The organism is Pseudomonas sp. R2-60-08W, from assembly GCF_003852335.1.
In the GTDB taxonomy this organism is placed as follows: Bacteria; Pseudomonadota; Gammaproteobacteria; order Pseudomonadales; family Pseudomonadaceae; genus Aquipseudomonas.
Map to the genome: position 1 here is coordinate 5,575,840 of NZ_CP027731.1, position 17,887 is coordinate 5,593,726.

Below are 17,887 nucleotides of genomic sequence, written 5' to 3' on the forward strand. Positions count from 1 at the left end.
CTGTTTAAGGTATACTCGCCCCACTCCCTGGCGTGCTTGCCAGTCGGCGATGTCCCGGAGCCGATTCGCACTACCCTGGAAGTTGCACGTTGGGCTGGTGTGCATGTCCGCTAGACGGAAAGCCTTAAAGCCTACTGCTTCTTCCACCTTGAACTTTCGGGTTCAAGGGCTTAGTCGACAGCGGTTCTGTCGGGGAGCCTGAATTCCCAAACTCAATGCCAGTCCCAGGACTGGCATTGTTTTATGAGCCGAAAAGCCATGACCGAACCTGCGCCGCTTTCCCGTCCGCAACTTCGACGCATGTTGCGCAACGCCCGCCGCGCCCTCACGCCCCGCGAGCAGCGCCAGGCCGCCTGCGGCCTGTATCGGCAACTGGCACAGCACCCGCTGTTTCGCCGGGCCAAACATATTTCCTTATATTTACCGACGGACGGCGAAATCGATCCGCGCCTGCTGCTGCGCGCTGCCCAGCGCCAGGGCAAGGCCACCTATCTGCCCGTACTGAGCGCGTGGCCACGGACCAAGATGGTGTTCCAACGCGTGCGGCCTGGGGATAAGTTGTTGCCCAACCGCTTTCGCATTCTGGAGCCGCAGGCCAATGCCCGGCGCCAGCGCAAGGTATGGGCACTGGACCTGGTGCTGCTGCCGCTGGTGGGGTTCGATAACGAGGGTGGGCGATTGGGCATGGGGGGCGGGTTCTATGACCGCAGCCTGGCCTACCTCGCCAGGCGAAAAACCTGGCGCAAGCCGACGCTGCTGGGGCTGGCCCATGAATGTCAGCAAGTCGATCGCCTGGCGCAGGCGAGCTGGGACGTGCCGCTGGCGGGCACTGTCACCGATAAGCAATGGTTTGTCGCAGAAACGTCGCAGGAACCGCGACGCGTTTAAAACCGTGTTAACGCTTGAATTGCTGTTGCACAGGCGAGAGTTCAACTGGCGCATCGGTCTTGTTCGACCACAGGCTCTGGGCATACCCGGTGGTCACGACGCCCAGACCAAACAAAATTACCAAAATCCATAGTAAATCCGGTTTACGTTGCATCGATTGCCCCCCTTCAGGCACCTCGTACACGATGACAACAACGTTCCAAAGTAGTCCGTTGCAGCTGCACCAAGCTTAAAAGCCGGCATTCTGCGGTAACGTGAACCAACACGCAAACCTTGACGCCAACCGACTGTCGGTTTGTCATGGCATTGCCCGACAACTTGCCCAATGCCTTTCTCAGGAGCCCCGAAATGGCCTACTGGCTGATGAAATCTGAGCCCGACGAGCTCTCCATCAACGACCTGGAAAAGCTCGGCGAAACGCGCTGGGACGGGGTTCGCAACTACCAGGCGCGCAATTTCCTGCGCGCCATGGCGGTGGGCGATGAGTTTTTCTTCTATCACTCCAGCTGTCCGGAGCCTGGCATTGCCGGTATCGGCAGAATTATCCAGGCCGCCTACCCCGACCCCACCGCGCTGGAACCGGACAGCCATTATTTCGACGCCAAGGCCAGTCCAGAGAAAAACCCGTGGAGCGCGATCACCGTGGCCCATGTCAAAACCTTCCCCAAGGTACTTGGCCTGAGTCACTTGAAACAGCAAACCACGCTCGTCGAGTTGCCACTGGTGCAGAAGGGCAGCCGGCTTTCGGTGATGTCGGTCACGCCGGAGCAGTGGGCAGCTATTCTTCAACTGCTTTAGCTGTCCGATGCCATTGGGCATTCATCTAACATGATAAAAGTACCCGTTATAAAAAGCGAAACAGTTATCAAAATCCAGTATAAACAACTGTCATTTATGACAGTAGTCAACATTATCTCCCCCAGTGAATGATAGTCACTGAACACGGACTTATCTCACTCGATACTCCAAGGAGAGCAAAAATGGCTGACTTATCAGACTCAGATAAAAATGGCTCGAGCGACGCTGCCGCCATAGAGGAAATAGAGATTAAGATCCACCCGGATAACCTCACAGGAATAACGATGGTGACGGGGGCGTACCCATTACATGGATATAAAGGCTTTATCGAGGTTGAACACACGTGGAGAAATAATACTTACATGATCCATGCGCTCAGGTATCAGTTCGAGCGAGGTGCGGTAACGGGGAAAAACCCGCGCTTCGAAATCAGCGCCATGGCCGTAAACGGCCCTACATTGACGGTCGTGCCTCCACAGGATGGCCAATGGCACTTCTGGGGTTCGTCAACAAGCTACCGAACAGCGAACACAGCAATGGACTTCAAATTTTACTTTGTCTTCGACGCGCCTGAGGGGGTATGGAGAACAGATACAAAAATATTAAGACTGATTGCCAATTAGCTCCTGACTACACTACAGCCAGCAACTAAGTTGCTGGCCTCCCAAAACCCTTGAAAGTCCGCTTTTTCGGACTTATTGAATGATCAAGTTGTTGAACAGCAAGTCTTCCACCATCGGCTTGCCGGTTTCATCGTTCATCACTTGCTGGGTTTGTTTCAACGCTTCCTGACGCAGCTTTTCCTTACCTTCGACGCTGCTCATGGCTTCGTTGGTCTGCTGGGTAAACAGCGCCACCAACTGGTTGCGAATCAACGCATCGTTGGCTTTGACCGCTGCGGCGGCTTCGGTACCGGTGACGCGCAGGGCGATGTCGGCCTTGTACACCTTGAGCTTGGCCGTGCCATCCAACCCGTAGTTGCCCACGAACGGCGGGGTAAGGCTGATATAGCTGACTTTCGGCGCCTCGCCCTCTTTGGCTTCTTCGGCCTGGGCCGCCATAGGCAAGGTCAGGGCCAGCATCAACAGGATCCACGCTTTCACAGTTCATTCCTCGAATTCGGTTGCCGGGTAGCATAACGCTAGCAAGGCTGAGCACAAGCTTATGGGGGCTTATCAGGCGCGGGCATGCTCGTTGACCCACGGGCGTACCCTCCTACACTTATCGGCCACGACGCCAAAAGGAATAGTCCGATGAAAGCTGTGCTGTGCAAAGCCTTCGGCCCCGCCGAAAACCTGGTGCTGGAAGAGATCGCCAGCCCGGCGATCAAGCAGAACGAAATCCTGCTGGACGTGCACGCGGCCGGGGTGAATTTCCCGGACACCCTGATCATCGAAGGCAAGTACCAGTTCAAGCCGCCCTTTCCGTTTTCGCCAGGTGGCGAAGCGGCGGGCGTGGTGAGTGAGGTCGGGGAGAAGGTCAGTCACTTGAAAGTCGGTGATCGTGTGATGGCCCTGACCGGCTGGGGCAGCTTTGCCGAGCAGGTCGCGGTGCCGGGCTATAACGTGCTGCCGATCCCGCCGAGCATGGACTTCAACACCGCCGCCGCTTTCAGCATGACCTACGGCACCTCGATGCACGCGCTGAAACAGCGGGCCAACCTGCAACCCGGCGAAACCCTGTTGGTGCTCGGCGCTTCCGGTGGCGTGGGCGTGGCCGCCGTGGAAATCGGCAAGGCCATGGGCGCCCGGGTGATCGCCGCCGCCAGCAGCGCCGACAAGCTCGCGGTGGCCAAGGCGGCCGGCGCCGATGAGCTGATCAACTACAGCGAAGCCAGCCTGAAGGACGAGGTCAAGCGCCTGACCGGTGGCAACGGCGCCGATGTGATCTACGATCCCGTGGGTGGCGACCTGTTTGACCAGGCCATCCGCTCGATCGCCTGGAACGGCCGCTTGTTGGTGGTGGGCTTTGCCAGCGGGCGTATCCCGGAACTGCCGGTGAACCTGGCACTGCTCAAGGGCGCGGCGGTGGTGGGGGTGTTCTGGGGTTCGTTTGCCCAGCGTCAGCCTCAGGACAATGCGGCGAATTTTCAGCAGTTGTTCACCTGGTATGGCGAGGGCAAGTTGAAGCCGTTGGTGTCGCAGGTGTATCCGCTGGAACAGGCTGCGCAGGCTATTAACGACCTGGGGCAGCGCAAGGCGGTGGGCAAGGTGGTCGTTCAAACCCGCTGACCATGTGAAATGCAGTCAAATGTGGGAGGGGGCTTGCCCCCGATGACGGTCTTTCACTTGATATATTCACAACTGATCCACCGTAATCGGGGGCAAGCCCCCTCCCACATTTGGATCTCCAGGGTCCCGCAGACTCCAATCCCGACCACAACTTATCTATTCGCGACATGTTCATAAGAGAACATGCAATTGCTCCCATTTCCTGTGTTTGCAGATAAGAGGCGATGCTATTTTCGGTAACGAAACTGTAACATTCGCATCCGCAGTCAAAACAAGAAATCTGGAGCTCTTGAATGTTTGCTTTCTTTCGCCCTGCCGCACATCAGGCGCCCCTGCCTGAAGAAAAAATAGACACAACCTACCGACGGCTGCGCTGGCAGATCTTCGCCGGTATTTTCTTCGGTTACGCCGGCTACTACCTGCTGCGCAAAAACTTCTCCCTGGCCATGCCCTACTTGATCGACGAGGGCTACACCCGTGGTGAACTGGGCCTGGCGATGTCGGCCATCGCGATTGCCTACGGCCTGTCCAAGTTCCTCATGGGCCTGGTGTCCGACCGCTCCAACCCGCGCTACTTCCTGCCCTTCGGCCTGCTGGTTTCAGCCGGGGTGATGTTCATTTTCGGTTTCGCGCCGTGGGCAACGTCCAGCGTGACCATGATGTTCATTTTGCTGTTCATCAACGGTTGGGCCCAGGGCATGGGCTGGCCACCGAGTGGGCGGACCATGGTGCACTGGTGGTCGCAGAAGGAACGCGGCGGCGTGGTATCGGTGTGGAACGTGGCGCACAACGTCGGCGGCGGCCTGATCGGCCCGCTGTTCCTGTTGGGCATGGCCTGGTTCAACGACTGGCATGCGGCATTTTACGTGCCGGCCACGGTGGCGCTGGCAGTGGCGGCGTTTGCCTTCATCACCATGCGTGACACCCCGCAATCGGTCGGCCTGCCGCCCATCGAAAAATACAAGAACGACTACCCGGAAGGCTACGACGCCAGCCACGAAGACGAATTCAGCGCCAAGGAAATCTTCGTCAAGTACGTGCTGCGCAACAAAATGCTGTGGTACATCGCGTTCGCCAACGTGTTCGTCTACTTGCTGCGCTACGGCGTACTGGACTGGGCGCCGACCTACTTGAAAGAAGCCAAGCATTTCACAGTCGACAAGTCGTCGTGGGCGTATTTCTTCTACGAGTGGGCCGGTATCCCGGGCACGCTGCTGTGTGGCTGGATGTCGGACAAGATCTTCCGTGGCAATCGCGGCCTGACCGGCATCGTGTTCATGGCGCTGGTGACCGTGGCGACCCTGGTTTACTGGCTTAACCCGCCGGGCAATCCTACGGTCGACATGATCGCTCTGGTTTCCATCGGCTTCCTGATCTACGGCCCGGTGATGCTGATCGGCCTGCAGGCGCTGGAACTGGCACCGAAGAAAGCCGCCGGTACGGCTGCGGGTTTCACCGGCCTGTTCGGCTACCTGGGCGGTTCGGTGGCCGCGAGTGCGGCGATGGGCTACACCGTGGACCACTTCGGCTGGGACGGTGGTTTCGTGCTGCTGATCGGCGCATGCGTCTTGGCGATTGCCTTCCTGATCCCAACGCTGTGGCACACCAACAGCGTCAGCTCGGCGCGTTAACCGCCTGAGCAATCCTTTGCACAACGCTTGAGCCGCGCCTCCAGGTTTTTATCTGGCATGGCGTGGCTACGCAGGGCGTTCACGGTCTGCTCGACATAATCACGAGTGGTGCCGTAACGCCCGCAAGCGCTTTGCAGCACATGGTTGAGCACGATATCGGGCAAGTTGCCGGCATAGCTGGGCAAGTGCCGCTCCAGCACAAACCCCAACGCCTGTACCTGGCTGCCATCTTCCAGCCGGCAACTGAGCCAGTGCGGTCGATAGGACGGGTAAGGCATCTCGCGTTGCCACAACGCATAAAGCGAAGCCTCCAGCTGATCTTCCGGCAAGCGGTAAGCAAACCCGCTGCACGAGCCGCCTCGATCCAGCCCGAACACCAAGCCCGGCAACTCCGGCGTGCCCCGGTGCTCGTGGGACCACAAGTACAAGCCCCGATGATAACCATGGACCCGCGCTCGCACCCGCTCGGTGGATGAACATTCCGGGCGCCAGATCAGCGAACCATATGCAAATAGCCAGACCGGCCCACCCTTGTGCCGAGCCATGGTGGCCTGCATTGAGCTCATCAATTGTTCGTGAGTGAGTTGCGGCCCCAAGTCGAGCCGCGGAGGGTAAGCCAACTGCAAAAGATCGGTTTCAATGGCGGTCATGGCGAAAAGCGATGCGCCTCCTATGTATTACCAGTTGTAAGCGACTTTACCGTAATAAAACGCGCCGCTGTAACCGTACGGCGAAAAAGTGCTGTAGGCGAGATTGCCACCACTGCTGGCGTAGGCATTGACCTTCTCGGGGTATTTGTCGGTGACGTTGTCGCCACCAAGGGTGAAAGTCCAGTTCTTCAATTTGTAATCCGCCGACAGGTCGAGCACCCAGGCCGCCTTGAAGGTCTGGTCGTTGACCTTGTCCGCCTGGTAGCTGGTGAACTCACCATAGCGCACCAGGTTGCTGTGCAGCGCCCACTGGCCGAAGGTGAAATCGTTGCCCAGGCTCAGCTTGTGCTGGGGGGTGGTGTCACCGAGCAAACCGATGCGCTCGCGACGGTCCACCCGCACCAGGTTGGCGCCCAGACTGTCGAGGACCGCCGGGTTGGCTTTCACGTCGGTGACTTTGGTGTGGTTGTAGTTGTAGCCCACGGTGCTGTTCCAGCGGATACCGTTATCGAACTGATAGCGATAGTTGGCCACCAGGTCGATGCCGTCGGTGCTGGTGTCGGTGGCATTGGTGAAGTAACGCGCGGTGGTGTAGTTGATATTGCCGACCCCGTTGGCTTGCAGGTAGGCAACCGTCGCCGGGTTGAGCGCGAGGTTGGACGACAGGCTGATGCGGTCACGTATGTCGATGCGATACACATCCAGCGTCACCGTCAGGTCGTCGGCAGGCTCCAGCACCAGGCCAAGGCTGTAGTTGCGTGACTTCTCGGCCTTGAGGTCTTCGGCGCCGAGCAGTCGCGCCACCTGGCTGTTAGCCGGGAACGTGCCGGCCTCCTGGATCGTGTTGCCGATCAACTGCGACGAGGTATAGGCGAAATTCTGCTGAGCCAGGGACGGCGCGCGAAAGCCGTTGGAAATGCTGCCGCGCAACGCCACTTGCGGGGTGAAGTCATAACGGGCCGACAGCGAACCGCTGAAATTGGAGCCAAAATCGCTGTAGTCCTCATGGCGCACGGCAGCCGAGGCGCTGAGTTTTTCGGTGAAGTTGGTTTCCAGGTCCAGATATTGCGCCCAGTTATGCCGGGTGCTGGTGCCCGCATCCGCATCGCGGAAGCCGCCGAGGCCCGAGCTGCCGGTCTGGTAGTAGGACGCGGGCTCCCCTGCTTCGATTTGATAGCTCTGATGCAGGTATTCACCGCCAAACGCCACGGAAACCGGGTACGGCAGAAAGCCCAGGTCAAACTCCCGGGACAGGTCCAGGCTGACTTGCTTCTGATCGTTGCTCAAGGTGCCGTTGTTGAATTTGCGCGGCGTGCCCAGGCCCAGGGACGTATTGATGGTTTCAGTGCCCAGTTCATACTGGTTCTTGCCGTAGTTGGCCGACAAATCGTAGTGCCAGTCGTAAGCCAGCAGACCACGCAAACCGGCCACCAGTGAGGTGTCTTCCAGGTTACCCTTGATCAGCGGCAGGTAGCCGTTAGGGTTGAGCGCCGCAATATTGTTGGACGCATTGCTCGCCCGATAGAACGCTGCCGTTTCGCCACGCCGCTTGCTGTAGCCGCCGAAGGTGTAGAACTCGGCCGCATCGTTGAAGGCATATTCGGCGTTGAACTGGAACTTGCCTTCATTGGTGGCAGGCTCGCCCTGACGGAACACACGCTGACCGTAGGTGGTAGAGCCGATGCTGCCGGGGCGGTAATCATTACCTGCGCGATTGGTGTAATCGTTGTCGGCGCCTTCGGCCGAGAGGTTGATAAAGCCATTGTCGCCCAATGCGAGGCCGGTGTTGCCACTGACAGTGCGCTGGATTCCGTCGCCCTTCTTGTATTCACCGAACTTGGTGGAGACGGAGCCGCCATGGTCGGCATGCTTGAGGATCACGTTGATCACCCCGGCGATCGCATCGGAGCCGTAACGTGCAGAGGCGCCATCACGCAGCACTTCGATGTGGTCGACTGCCGAGAGCGGGATCGCGTTCAAGTCTGCCGGTGCAGAACCACGGCCCACCGCTCCGCCGAGATTGACGAAGGCACTGGTGTGACGGCGCTTGCCGTTAACCAGCACCAGCACCTGGTCCGGCGACAGGCCGCGCAACTGCGCCGGGCGCACCAGTTCGGCGCCATCGACCAGGCTTGGCCGGGGAAAGTTGATCGATGGAATCAGGCGCGCCAACACGGCGCCCAATTCGTCGGAGCCGGTGCTGCGCAGGGTTTCGCCGGAGATCACGTCGATAGGCGACAACGAAGCGCTGGCAGTGCGCTCCTGAGCGCGGGTACCGGTAACGATCACAGCGTCGAGCCTGGGCGCTTCGGCGGCAGGCGTTTCGTCTGCCAGGACGGGATTGAACCCCACAGCGGTCAGCAAATTGGCCGACAAAATCGCTGAGTACAGCGCGTGTTTCTTGTAACTCCCCATACCGCTCCCCTTGAATCAGGAATCAGAACTTCACTGCTCTGAATTCGTACGATCGGTCCGGCTGGCGGGCGGTGGCGGTCAATGTGTTGGTGATTGACAGAAGATCGGTAGTCCGTTGAGATATAGCTTAATGATATTTATGTAACAAATTAAATACCTTTAAAGAATAAGCGAAAGCATAAGCAAGCAGGTCCACTTGTCAAGATTGAGGGCAACAATCCGCTACTTTCAGCCCCGGTTCAGCCTGGGAATACGCCAAGCCGTCAATATGGCGCGCACAGAACGACCCACTTAGCCGCCCTTTACACCGACTATCGAGGTCGCCCCCCATGAAGAAATTTCGATTGCCTGGCCTGTTACTCCTCGCCCAAGCCAGCACGGCATTGGCTGGCGAAAGGTTGGCTGCCGAGGACGACAAAGGCTTTTGGTACGCCCAGACCAGCGTCTATACCCGGCATTTCGCGCCGGACCCGGAGCACAACAATAACCAGGACCTGATCGGCCTGGAGCGCAACGACGCTTCTGGTTCCGTGTATGGCGGGGCGACGTTTCGCAACTCATTCCGCCAGCGTTCGTACTACGCCTATGCGGGCAAGCGCTATGACATGGCTGAGTACCCGGTGTACCTGAAGGTCACGGGCGGAGCGATCCAAGGTTATCGCGGCAAATACCGCGACAAGATCCCACTGAACCGTTACGGCGTGGCGCCAGTGATCATTCCGTCCTTGGGCGCGTATTACGGGCCAGTGGCGGCGGAAGTGGTGCTGCTGGGGTTCAATGCGGTAATGGTGACGACGGGGTTACAATTCTGAGCGGGCAAGGGCCATGCGCGCTGGTTTGCTCACGAATGCGCTGTGTCAGTCGACCTATTTGTAAACCGATCCATTGCAATCGCGGGCAAGCCCACTCCCACAGGTTGATCGGCTGTTTACCCTGATGGTGTGATTTGCTCAAGGCCTCGGAGCATAGGCAAACACGTCAGCGCGCATCTGGTGCGCATCCATACCGGCGTCGACCAATGCATCCAGCGTGCCGTAGATCATCGCCGGTGATCCACTGGCGTACACATGCACGGCCTTAAGGTCGGCAATGTCTTCGCACACGGCTTCATGCAGCAACCCGCAACGTCCTTCCCAACCGCACAGGTCACTGACGACTTTGTGCAGGAACAGGTTGGGCAGTTGCCGCCACTGATCCCAGTGCTCGATCTCGTAGAAGTCTTCTGGGCGACGCACGCCCCAGTACAGGTGCACCGGGTGCTTGAAGCCCGAAGCCCGGCAATGCTCGATCAGGCTGTGCATCTGAGCCATGCCGGTGCCAGCGGCGATCAGCACCAGCGGCCCGTCCGGCAACTGGGCCAGGTGAGTGTCACCGAACGGCAGTTCGATGCGGGCCATCTGATTGCGCTGGAGCTGGTCCAGCAGGTTGCGTGCGCTGTCTTCGCGGGCCAGTACGTGCAGTTCCAGCTCGCGTCCACAGTGAGGCGCCGAGGCCAGGGAAAACGCCGACTTCTCGCCGTTCTCACGTTCGATCATCAGGTATTGCCCGGCGTGGTAGCGCACGGCCTTGCCCGCCGGAGCGCGCAGGCGCACGCGCCATACATCGCCGCCGACTTCCACGCATTCGCTCAATTGGCACGACAACTTGCGCAACGGCAGCTCTCCCGGCGCCAGCACGCCATCCCACAAGACAATACAATCTTCCAACGGCTCGGCGATGCAGGTGTAGAACTCACCATGGTCACGCACCTCTCCCGCCTGCTGCACCCGGCCCTCCACCAGCAGCGCCGCGCACACGTGGCAGACGCCGTTGCGACAGGCCTGCGGGCATTCGTAGCCGAGGCGGCGCGCGCCGTCGAGAATTCGTTCGCCAGGGTCCAGTTCCAGGACCGCGCCGGAAGGTTGCAAGGTTACACGCATCAATCTATTCCCAATTCTTTCCAGATTGCATCGACGCGAGCAGTCACTGCGTCATCCTTGACGATCACCCGGCCCCACTCGCGGGTGGTTTCACCCGGCCATTTGTGAGTGGCATCCAGGCCCATTTTCGATCCAAGGCCCGACACCGGCGAGGCAAAATCGAGGTAATCGATTGGCGTGTTGTCGATCATTACCGTGTCGCGCTTGGGGTCCATGCGCGTGGTAATGGCCCAGATCACGTCATTCCAGTCGCGGGCATTGATGTCGTCGTCGGTGACGATAACGAACTTGGTGTACATGAATTGTCGTAAAAACGACCACACGCCCAGCATTACCCGCTTGGCATGGCCCGGATACGACTTCTTCATGGTGACGATGGCCATGCGGTACGAGCAACCTTCCGGCGGCAGGTAGAAGTCGGTGATTTCCGGAAACTGCTTTTGCAGGATAGGCACGAACACTTCGTTCAGCGCCACGCCGAGAATGGCCGGCTCGTCTGGTGGCCGGCCGGTGTAGGTGCTGTGGTAGATCGGTTTGATCCGATGGGTGATGCGCTCGACGGTGAACACCGGAAAGCTGTCGACTTCGTTGTAATAACCCGTGTGGTCACCGTAAGGCCCTTCATCGGCCATCTCACCGGGGTGAATCACACCCTCGAGGATGATTTCGGCGGTGGCTGGCACTTGCAGGTCATTACCACGGCACTTCACCAATTCGGTGCGGTTGCCGCGCAGCAGGCCGGCAAAGGCGTATTCGGACAGGCTGTCCGGCACTGGCGTCACGGCGCCCAGGATGGTGGCAGGGTCGGCGCCGAGGGCCACGGACACCGGGAACGGCTGGCCCGGATGCTTTTCACACCACTCGCGAAAGTCCAGGGCGCCGCCACGGTGGCTCAGCCAGCGCATAATCACTTTATTGCGGCCGATCACTTGCTGACGGTAGATGCCGAGGTTCTGGCGGTCCTTGTTCGGGCCCTTGGTGACGGTCAGGCCCCAGGTGATCAGCGGGCCGACATCGCCGGGCCAGCAGGTCTGCACCGGGAGCATGGCCAGGTCGACGTCATCGCCTTCGATGATTACTTCCTGGCACACCGCGTCCTTGACCACCTTGGGCGCCATGGCAATGATCTTGCGAAAGATCGGCAGCTTCGACCAGGCGTCCTTCAAGCCTTTGGGCGGCTCGGGCTCCTTGAGGAAGGCCAGCAGCTTGCCGATCTCGCGCAGCTCGCTGACCGCCTCGGCGCCCATGCCAAAGGCGACGCGTTCGGGGGTGCCGAACAGGTTGCCGAGCACCGGGATGTCAAAGCCGGTCGGGTTCTCGAACAGCAGCGCCGGGCCCTTGTTGCGCAAGGTGCGGTCGCAAATCTCAGTCATTTCCAGTACCGGTGAAATCGGCATCTGGATACGTTTCAACTCTCCGCGCTGCTCAAGTTGCTGCACGAAATCCCGAAGATCCTTGAATTTCATTAACCATGCCACCCGTAAAATAGGCGTACATCCTACCTGCTCTAGAGGCGGCTGGCAGCTTAATTGGCCGTCAACCCCCGTGATTGCAGCGATCTGAACAGCGGCTCCAGGAAGGCCTCGATGTGCCGCGCGCCTACGTCGGAAAGGTGGTTATCGTCGGTGTACAGCGCGCGGCCATTGAGTTCCACCCGGCACAAGCCGTCGATGCCGCACAGCAAGGGCGCGGGGTCCAGCACCCTGACACCGCTGTCGGCCGCCGCCAGCTCGTCAAACAGCTGGGTAATAAAGGCCTGGCGCTTCACATGCTCGGCCACGGCAAGCCCTTCACCGTCCACCGGCCGGTTCATCATCGCCAGGCGACTGAGGCGGTAAGGCACGATGATTTCCTGCAGCGGCACCTCCTTGACCAGCCAGACCTTATGCCCGGCGGCGCGCAGCGCCTGGATGCGTTCCCGCAGGCCCTGGGCAAAGCGCTGCTCGGCGACAGCACGCACATACTTGCCAGTGCTGGGGTCCTTGAGCGCATGCTCTTTATCGCCCGACATTTGCCCATAGACATACAGGCTCCAGCGCGCCGCCAGCACCACATCGCTGAATTTTTTCTCGGCCATCGCCTTCTCGACGCGACGGTTGAAATGCGCGCACCGGGTAATATTCTCCAGGCCATCCAACGGAATACACCCCGCGAAGCTGGCTTCAACCAAGCTGATATCGTGGCGATCAGCGCCCTCTTTGAGTGCCGGAATCAGCGCGGTAGCATGGCTGTCACCCCATACCAGCGCCGAGACGGACTGGGTTGGCGGACCAAAGTGGCAGAACAACCGCTCGTCGGGTGTGTCTTTGTCAGCCATGCACGCCAGCAGGTCCGGGCTCCATTTTTTCGCCTGAGCAAAACGCAGCGCCTGTTCGGACAAACGTGATGGCACACCGTCGAATTCACGTATCGCAAGGCCCGTAAAGCCCAGCCCCAGGATGCCGACCACGGCTGCCGCCAGAATTGCCTTGCGGGCGGCCAACAAGCGCTTTTCCCGGAACGGCGTTTCCACGAAGCGCCAGGACAAGTAGCCCAGCACCAACGAGAGCAGCATCAACCCGGCCAATTCCAGGGTGCTCAAGCCATCCACCGCAGCATAGTTGGCGTACACGAACACCGGCCAATGCCAGAGGTACCAGGAATAGGAAATCAGCCCGATCCCGACCATCAGCCGCGTACTCAACAGGCGTCCGACCCAGGTGTGTTGCTGCCCGTTGGCCCAGATCAGCCCGACCACACCTAGCACCGGCAATAGCGCGGTCGCTCCGGGGAAAGGGGTTTTCGCGTCGTAACCCAATACGGCGATCAGAATCAGTGCCAGGGAGGCCAGGCTGACCCCTTGCGCCAGGGCGGGCGAGGCGCGCCACTCATATTTGGGCAGCACCGCCAGCATCGCGCCGGCCAACAACTCCCAGGCCCGCAGGTGCAGCAGGAAAAACGCTTTTTGCGGCTCATGCTCAACCGCCCAGACGCTCATGCCAAAGGAGCCCAGCAACACCGCGAACAGCGCCAGGCGCCAGTGTTTCAGGCGGCTTGAAAGCAACGTGAGCAGCAGCGGGAAGACAATATAGAACTGCTCTTCTACCGCCAGCGACCAGGTATGCAGCAGCGGCTTGATGTCAGAGGACGCATCAAAGTAGCCATGCTGGCGCGCGAACAGCAAATTTGAGGTAAAGGTCACCTGATAGTGCGCGGACCGCCCCAACTCCTCATAGTCCTTGGGCGCCAACAGGAACCAGCCCACCGCCAGTGTCGCTGCAATCATTACAAACAGCGCCGGCAGGATGCGCCGTGCGCGACGGGCCCAGAAATCAATGAAACTGAAGCGTCCGGCCTGGCGCTCGCGCCAGATAATGGACGTGATCAGAAAACCGGAAATAACGAAGAAGACGTCAACGCCAACGAAACCGCCGGTAAGGCCAGGAACACCGAAGTGAAACAACACGACGGCGAGGACAGCGATGGCACGCAGGCCATCGATGTCTCTGCGGTAAGCAAGAGTGGTCATAAGAATTGTGGTCAGTCTGTGACGAAAGGAGTGAGCGTAGTCGCGCGTACAATTTTTGTTACTTAACGGACACTTATGCCATAAAACCCGATGAATCTCGACGCAAAAAAAATGGCGCCCCCTTGGGGCGCCATTTTTCGGACCTGAAACGCGGTGTTACTTGCGCTTCATCGACAGGAAGAACTCGTCGTTGGTCTTGGTGGTTTTCAGCTTGTCGATCAGGAACTCGATGGCGGCCACTTCGTCCATCGGGTGCAGCAGCTTGCGCAGGATCCACATGCGCTGCAGTTCGTCGTCGGCGGTCAGCAACTCTTCGCGGCGCGTGCCGGAACGGTTGATGTTGATGGCCGGGAACACACGCTTTTCAGCGATACGACGGTCCAGGGGCAGTTCCATGTTGCCGGTACCCTTGAACTCTTCGTAGATCACTTCGTCCATCTTCGAGCCGGTTTCAACCAGCGCGGTGGCGATAATGGTCAGCGAGCCGCCTTCTTCGATGTTCCGCGCGGCGCCGAAGAAACGCTTTGGCTTCTCCAGGGCGTGGGCATCGACACCACCGGTCAACACCTTGCCGGAGCTCGGGATCACGGTGTTGTAGGCACGGGCCAGACGGGTGATGGAGTCGAGCAGGATCACCACGTCTTTCTTGTGCTCGACCAGGCGCTTGGCCTTCTCGATCACCATTTCGGCAACCTGCACGTGGCGGGTTGGCGGTTCATCGAACGTTGAGGCAACCACTTCGCCACGCACGGTGCGCTGCATTTCGGTCACTTCTTCCGGACGCTCATCGATCAACAGCACGATCAGGTGAACTTCAGGATTGTTACGCGCAATGTTCGCTGCAATGTTTTGCAGCATGATCGTTTTACCGGCTTTCGGCGGCGCAACGATCAGGCCACGCTGGCCCTTGCCGATGGGGGCGCACAGGTCGATCACACGACCGGTCAAGTCTTCGGTGGAACCGTTGCCGGCTTCCATCTTCATGCGCACGGTCGGGAACAGCGGGGTCAGGTTCTCGAAGAGAATCTTGTTTTTCGCGTTCTCTGGACGATCGAAGTTGATCGTGTCGACCTTGAGCAGAGCGAAGTAACGCTCGCCTTCCTTCGGAGGGCGGATCTTGCCCACGATGGTGTCGCCGGTGCGCAAGTTGAAGCGACGGATCTGGCTCGGCGAGACGTAGATATCGTCTGGGCCGGCAAGATAGGAAGCGTCTGCGGAGCGGAGGAAGCCGAAGCCGTCCTGGAGAATCTCCAGCACGCCATCACCGGAGATTTCCTCGCCGCTTTTCGCGTGCTTCTTGAGCAGGGAGAAAATCACGTCCTGCTTGCGCGAACGGGCCATATTTTCTATGCCCATTTCTTCGGCCAGTTGGAGCAGGTCGGTAATCGGCTTTTGCTTGAGTTCAGTCAGATTCATATAGGAATGACGTAATCATTTATGGAGGGGGGAAATTAAGCTTTTGGCTTAATGAGGCCGCGCCGCAGAGAAGGCGACAGGATCGCGTACTAATCGAAAAGGAATGCGTCGGCGACGGCTTGCAGGGGGCAGTGGAGAAACCAGTGCGGGGCCGAATGTACCACCTGAATTTCGGAGCGTCTAGCCCTGTTTTACGAAAAAGCCCCGAGATTTTCGGGGCTTTTTTAGCGACGCTTAGATGTTGGCGTCGAGGAAAGCTTGCAGCTGGGACTTCGACAGCGCGCCTACTTTAGTGGCTTCGACGTTGCCGTTCTTGAACAGCATCAACGTCGGGATACCACGTACGCCGTGCTTGGCCGGGGTTTCCTGGTTCTCGTCGATGTTCAGTTTGGCAATGGTCAACTTGCCGTCATAAGTGGTTGCAATGTCGTCCAGGACCGGAGCGATCATTTTGCAAGGGCCGCACCATTCGGCCCAGTAGTCAACCAGCACCGGGCCGGCAGCCTTGAGTACTTCGGCCTCAAAGGTCGCGTCGGTGACGTGCTTGATAAGATCGTTGCTCATGGATGTCTCCGGAATGTAAGCAAAAAAAACGTTGCCCATCATAGCCGCCCTTCCCCCGTTCAGGAAGCCGCCTCTGATTGAGTCTTGCTATGGCGACGCATGACTTTGCATATCGCCGGTTCACGGCGCGACAGGTGTGACGAAGGCAATACCCGTGCGCAATGCGGCATTACGTACATGTTCCTGCATGGTTTTCTGCGCCGCCGCACTGGTGCGCCGGGCCAGGGCACGCAAAATCCTGCGATGCTCCTGCCAGGTTTCCATGGCGCGCTCTGGCCGGATGAACGGTAGTTTCTGGCTTTCCAGGAATACATCGGCGCTGGCGCTCAGAATGCTCACCATCGCCTGGTTGCCGCTGGCCAGCAGGATGCGCTGGTGAAACTTGAAGTCCAGACGGGCGGCAGCTTCAAAGTCACCCGCTTTGAGCACCTTGCGCATCGCCTCGACATTGTCTTCCAGGCTGTCGAGCTCGTCGGTGGTCAATGTGACCGCCGCCAACCCTGCCGCGAACCCTTCCAGGGCGTAACGCAGTTGGAAGATCTCCAGCGGCGTGGCCTGCGCCGCAAACGGCCAGGCGAGTTCGGACGGTGGGTCCGGCGCCTGCACAAACACGCCCTTGCCCGGCTGCACACTCACCACACCCAAGGCGCTCAAGGAAGATAACGCCTCACGCAACGATGCCCGGCTCACGCCCAACCGCACCGCCAGATCGCGTTGCGAGGGCAATGCATCGCCCGGCCCGAAACCCTGCTCCTTGATCAGTTTGCGGATGGCCTGCAGGGCCGCTTCCGGTACGGCTTGGGCGATGGAATTCATAAAAACTCAAGGTTCCAGTCAACTGAGCGACTAGTTGTAAAGCTATTCACGCCTGCCGGCAAGCCACGCCCCAAAGGGGCTCGCGGGGTTTTTATGGCGCTCGAAAAGGGTGCGAAAAGTTTAATGACTGTTCAGACCAGTAAGACCATCCCACCTCAACGGATCCGTGCCTTACAGACAATTCCATGAGCGCTGGCATGGGCTGTGCACTGGGCAAACTCAGAAAATTCCTTCGCCCTTCTCGGAGAGTTGCCATGACCAAGCGCTACAGCGCCCTGCTCACTGCCCTGTTTGCCAGCCTGATGCTGAGCCAGGCACCCGCCCAGGCCAACGGTTTGGACGACATTGTTGCCCGAGGCACCCTCAAGGTCGCCGTGCCGCAGGACTTCCCGCCGTTCGGCTCGGTGGGCCCCGACATGAAACCCCGCGGCCTGGACATCGACACCGCCAAGCTGCTGGCCGACCAGCTCAAGGTCAAGCTGGAGCTGACTCCGGTCAATAGCACCAACCGCATCCCCTTCCTCACCACCGGCAAGGTCGACCTGGTGATCTCCAGCCTGGGCAAGAACCCCGAACGCGAAAAAGTCATCGATTTCTCCAAGGCCTACGCGCCTTTCTACCTCGCCGTGTTCGGCCCGCCTGACGCGGCGATCAGCACCACCGACGACCTCAAGGGCAAGACCATCAGCGTGACCCGTGGCGCCATCGAGGACATCGAGCTGACGGCTGTCGCGCCCAAAGAGGCGACCATCAAGCGCTTTGAAGACAACAATTCGACCATCGCCGCCTACTTGGCCGGCCAGGTCGACCTGATCGCCAGCGGCAACGTGGTGATGGTGGCGATCAGCGAGCGCAACCCGAAACGCGTACCGGCGCTGAAGGTGAAACTCAAGGACTCCCCGGTGTACGTGGGTGTGAACAAGAACGAGCCGGCATTGCTGGAGAAGGTCAACCAGATACTGGTCGCGGCGAAGGCTGATGGCAGCCTGGAAAAGAACGCTATGCAGTGGCTCAAAGAGCCGCTGCCGGCTGATCTGTGACGCGACGGAGC

At 59.3% G+C, this 17,887-nt stretch carries 17 protein-coding genes and 1 other RNA gene; 8 read left to right on the forward strand and 10 right to left on the reverse strand.

From position 1 onward, the window contains the following. The first annotated feature begins 21 nt into the window (after positions 1-21). Positions 22-200, forward strand: a non-coding RNA gene (ssrS, locus tag C4J90_RS25600) — 6S RNA. 58 nt (positions 201-258) lie between these two features. Further along, positions 259-888 (forward strand): 5-formyltetrahydrofolate cyclo-ligase, encoded by a 630-nt coding sequence (locus C4J90_RS25605; RefSeq protein ID WP_124421248.1) that lies wholly within the window; start codon positions 259-261, stop codon positions 886-888. 7 nt (positions 889-895) lie between these two features. Here C4J90_RS25605 and C4J90_RS26965 read toward each other — a convergent pair whose 3' ends face one another. Continuing rightward, positions 896-1,042, reverse strand: coding sequence for a hypothetical protein (locus C4J90_RS26965; RefSeq protein WP_015886446.1), 147 nt, complete (start codon positions 1,040-1,042; stop codon positions 896-898). 194 nt (positions 1,043-1,236) lie between these two features. Between C4J90_RS26965 and C4J90_RS25610 the strand changes: the two genes are divergently transcribed. Together C4J90_RS25610 and C4J90_RS25615 are read left to right on the forward strand one after the other, a co-directional pair. Then, positions 1,237-1,686: an EVE domain-containing protein gene (locus tag C4J90_RS25610; RefSeq protein ID WP_124364897.1), complete on the forward strand. Its 450-nt coding sequence runs from the start codon at positions 1,237-1,239 to the stop codon at positions 1,684-1,686. A gap of 182 nt (positions 1,687-1,868) precedes the next feature. Beyond that, positions 1,869-2,309, forward strand: coding sequence for a hypothetical protein (locus C4J90_RS25615; RefSeq protein WP_124421093.1), 441 nt, complete (start codon positions 1,869-1,871; stop codon positions 2,307-2,309). 72 nt (positions 2,310-2,381) lie between these two features. On the opposite strand, the gene C4J90_RS25620 is transcribed toward C4J90_RS25615, so the two are convergent. Further along, the gene (locus C4J90_RS25620) at positions 2,382-2,789 is read right to left on the reverse strand and encodes a flagellar basal body-associated protein FliL (protein WP_124421094.1); all 408 of its coding nucleotides are present in this window, start codon (positions 2,787-2,789) and stop codon (positions 2,382-2,384) included. A 150-nt stretch (positions 2,790-2,939) separates the two neighbouring features. On the opposite strand from C4J90_RS25620, the gene C4J90_RS25625 reads away from it, so the two are divergent. Together C4J90_RS25625 and glpT are read left to right on the forward strand one after the other, a co-directional pair. Further along, positions 2,940-3,917: an NADPH:quinone oxidoreductase family protein gene (locus tag C4J90_RS25625; protein ID WP_124421095.1), complete on the forward strand. Its 978-nt coding sequence runs from the start codon at positions 2,940-2,942 to the stop codon at positions 3,915-3,917. Positions 3,918-4,210: 293 nt separating this feature from the next. Next, positions 4,211-5,548, forward strand: coding sequence for a glycerol-3-phosphate transporter (gene glpT / locus C4J90_RS25630; RefSeq protein ID WP_124368768.1), 1,338 nt, complete (start codon positions 4,211-4,213; stop codon positions 5,546-5,548). Here glpT and C4J90_RS25635 read toward each other — a convergent pair. Both C4J90_RS25635 and C4J90_RS25640 read right to left on the reverse strand, forming a co-directional pair. Further along, positions 5,545-6,198 (reverse strand): gamma-glutamylcyclotransferase, encoded by a 654-nt coding sequence (locus C4J90_RS25635; protein WP_124364902.1) that lies wholly within the window; start codon positions 6,196-6,198, stop codon positions 5,545-5,547. The genes glpT and C4J90_RS25635 overlap by 4 nt on opposite strands. Positions 6,199-6,225: 27 nt before the next feature. Beyond that, on the reverse strand, positions 6,226-8,613 hold the full coding sequence (locus tag C4J90_RS25640; protein ID WP_124415877.1) for a TonB-dependent siderophore receptor: 2,388 nt from the start codon (positions 8,611-8,613) through the stop codon (positions 6,226-6,228). A 329-nt stretch (positions 8,614-8,942) separates the two neighbouring features. On the opposite strand from C4J90_RS25640, the gene C4J90_RS25645 reads away from it, so the two are divergent. After that, positions 8,943-9,425 carry a sn-glycerol-3-phosphate transporter gene (locus C4J90_RS25645; RefSeq protein WP_124421096.1) on the forward strand — a complete coding sequence of 161 codons (483 nt, stop codon included), beginning with the start codon at positions 8,943-8,945 and terminating at the stop codon, positions 9,423-9,425. 138 nt (positions 9,426-9,563) lie between these two features. Here C4J90_RS25645 and C4J90_RS25655 read toward each other — a convergent pair whose 3' ends face one another. The 6 genes from C4J90_RS25655 to C4J90_RS25680 form a co-directional block, all read right to left on the reverse strand. Further along, a complete protein-coding gene (locus C4J90_RS25655) occupies positions 9,564-10,532 on the reverse strand; it encodes a CDP-6-deoxy-delta-3,4-glucoseen reductase (protein WP_124364906.1) in 969 nt (322 codons plus the stop codon). Continuing rightward, a complete protein-coding gene (gene ubiD / locus C4J90_RS25660; protein WP_124364907.1) occupies positions 10,532-11,998 on the reverse strand; it encodes a 4-hydroxy-3-polyprenylbenzoate decarboxylase in 1,467 nt (488 codons plus the stop codon). Before ubiD ends, C4J90_RS25655 begins: the two co-directional genes overlap by 1 nt. A 59-nt stretch (positions 11,999-12,057) precedes the next feature. Continuing rightward, positions 12,058-14,040 carry an acyltransferase family protein gene (locus C4J90_RS25665; RefSeq protein ID WP_124421097.1) on the reverse strand — a complete coding sequence of 661 codons (1,983 nt, stop codon included), beginning with the start codon at positions 14,038-14,040 and terminating at the stop codon, positions 12,058-12,060. A gap of 156 nt (positions 14,041-14,196) precedes the next feature. Continuing rightward, positions 14,197-15,456, reverse strand: a complete 1,260-nt coding sequence (gene rho / locus C4J90_RS25670) for a transcription termination factor Rho (protein ID WP_003176825.1) — start codon at positions 15,454-15,456, stop codon at positions 14,197-14,199. 234 nt (positions 15,457-15,690) lie between these two features. After that, positions 15,691-16,020, reverse strand: coding sequence for a thioredoxin TrxA (gene trxA, locus C4J90_RS25675; RefSeq protein WP_124364909.1), 330 nt, complete (start codon positions 16,018-16,020; stop codon positions 15,691-15,693). A 120-nt stretch (positions 16,021-16,140) separates the two neighbouring features. Continuing rightward, positions 16,141-16,836 (reverse strand): FadR/GntR family transcriptional regulator, encoded by a 696-nt coding sequence (locus tag C4J90_RS25680; RefSeq protein ID WP_124364910.1) that lies wholly within the window; start codon positions 16,834-16,836, stop codon positions 16,141-16,143. Positions 16,837-17,090: 254 nt separating this feature from the next. On the opposite strand from C4J90_RS25680, the gene C4J90_RS25685 reads away from it, so the two are divergent. Continuing rightward, positions 17,091-17,876 carry a transporter substrate-binding domain-containing protein gene (locus C4J90_RS25685; protein ID WP_064454657.1) on the forward strand — a complete coding sequence of 262 codons (786 nt, stop codon included), beginning with the start codon at positions 17,091-17,093 and terminating at the stop codon, positions 17,874-17,876. Positions 17,877-17,887 lie beyond the last annotated feature (11 nt).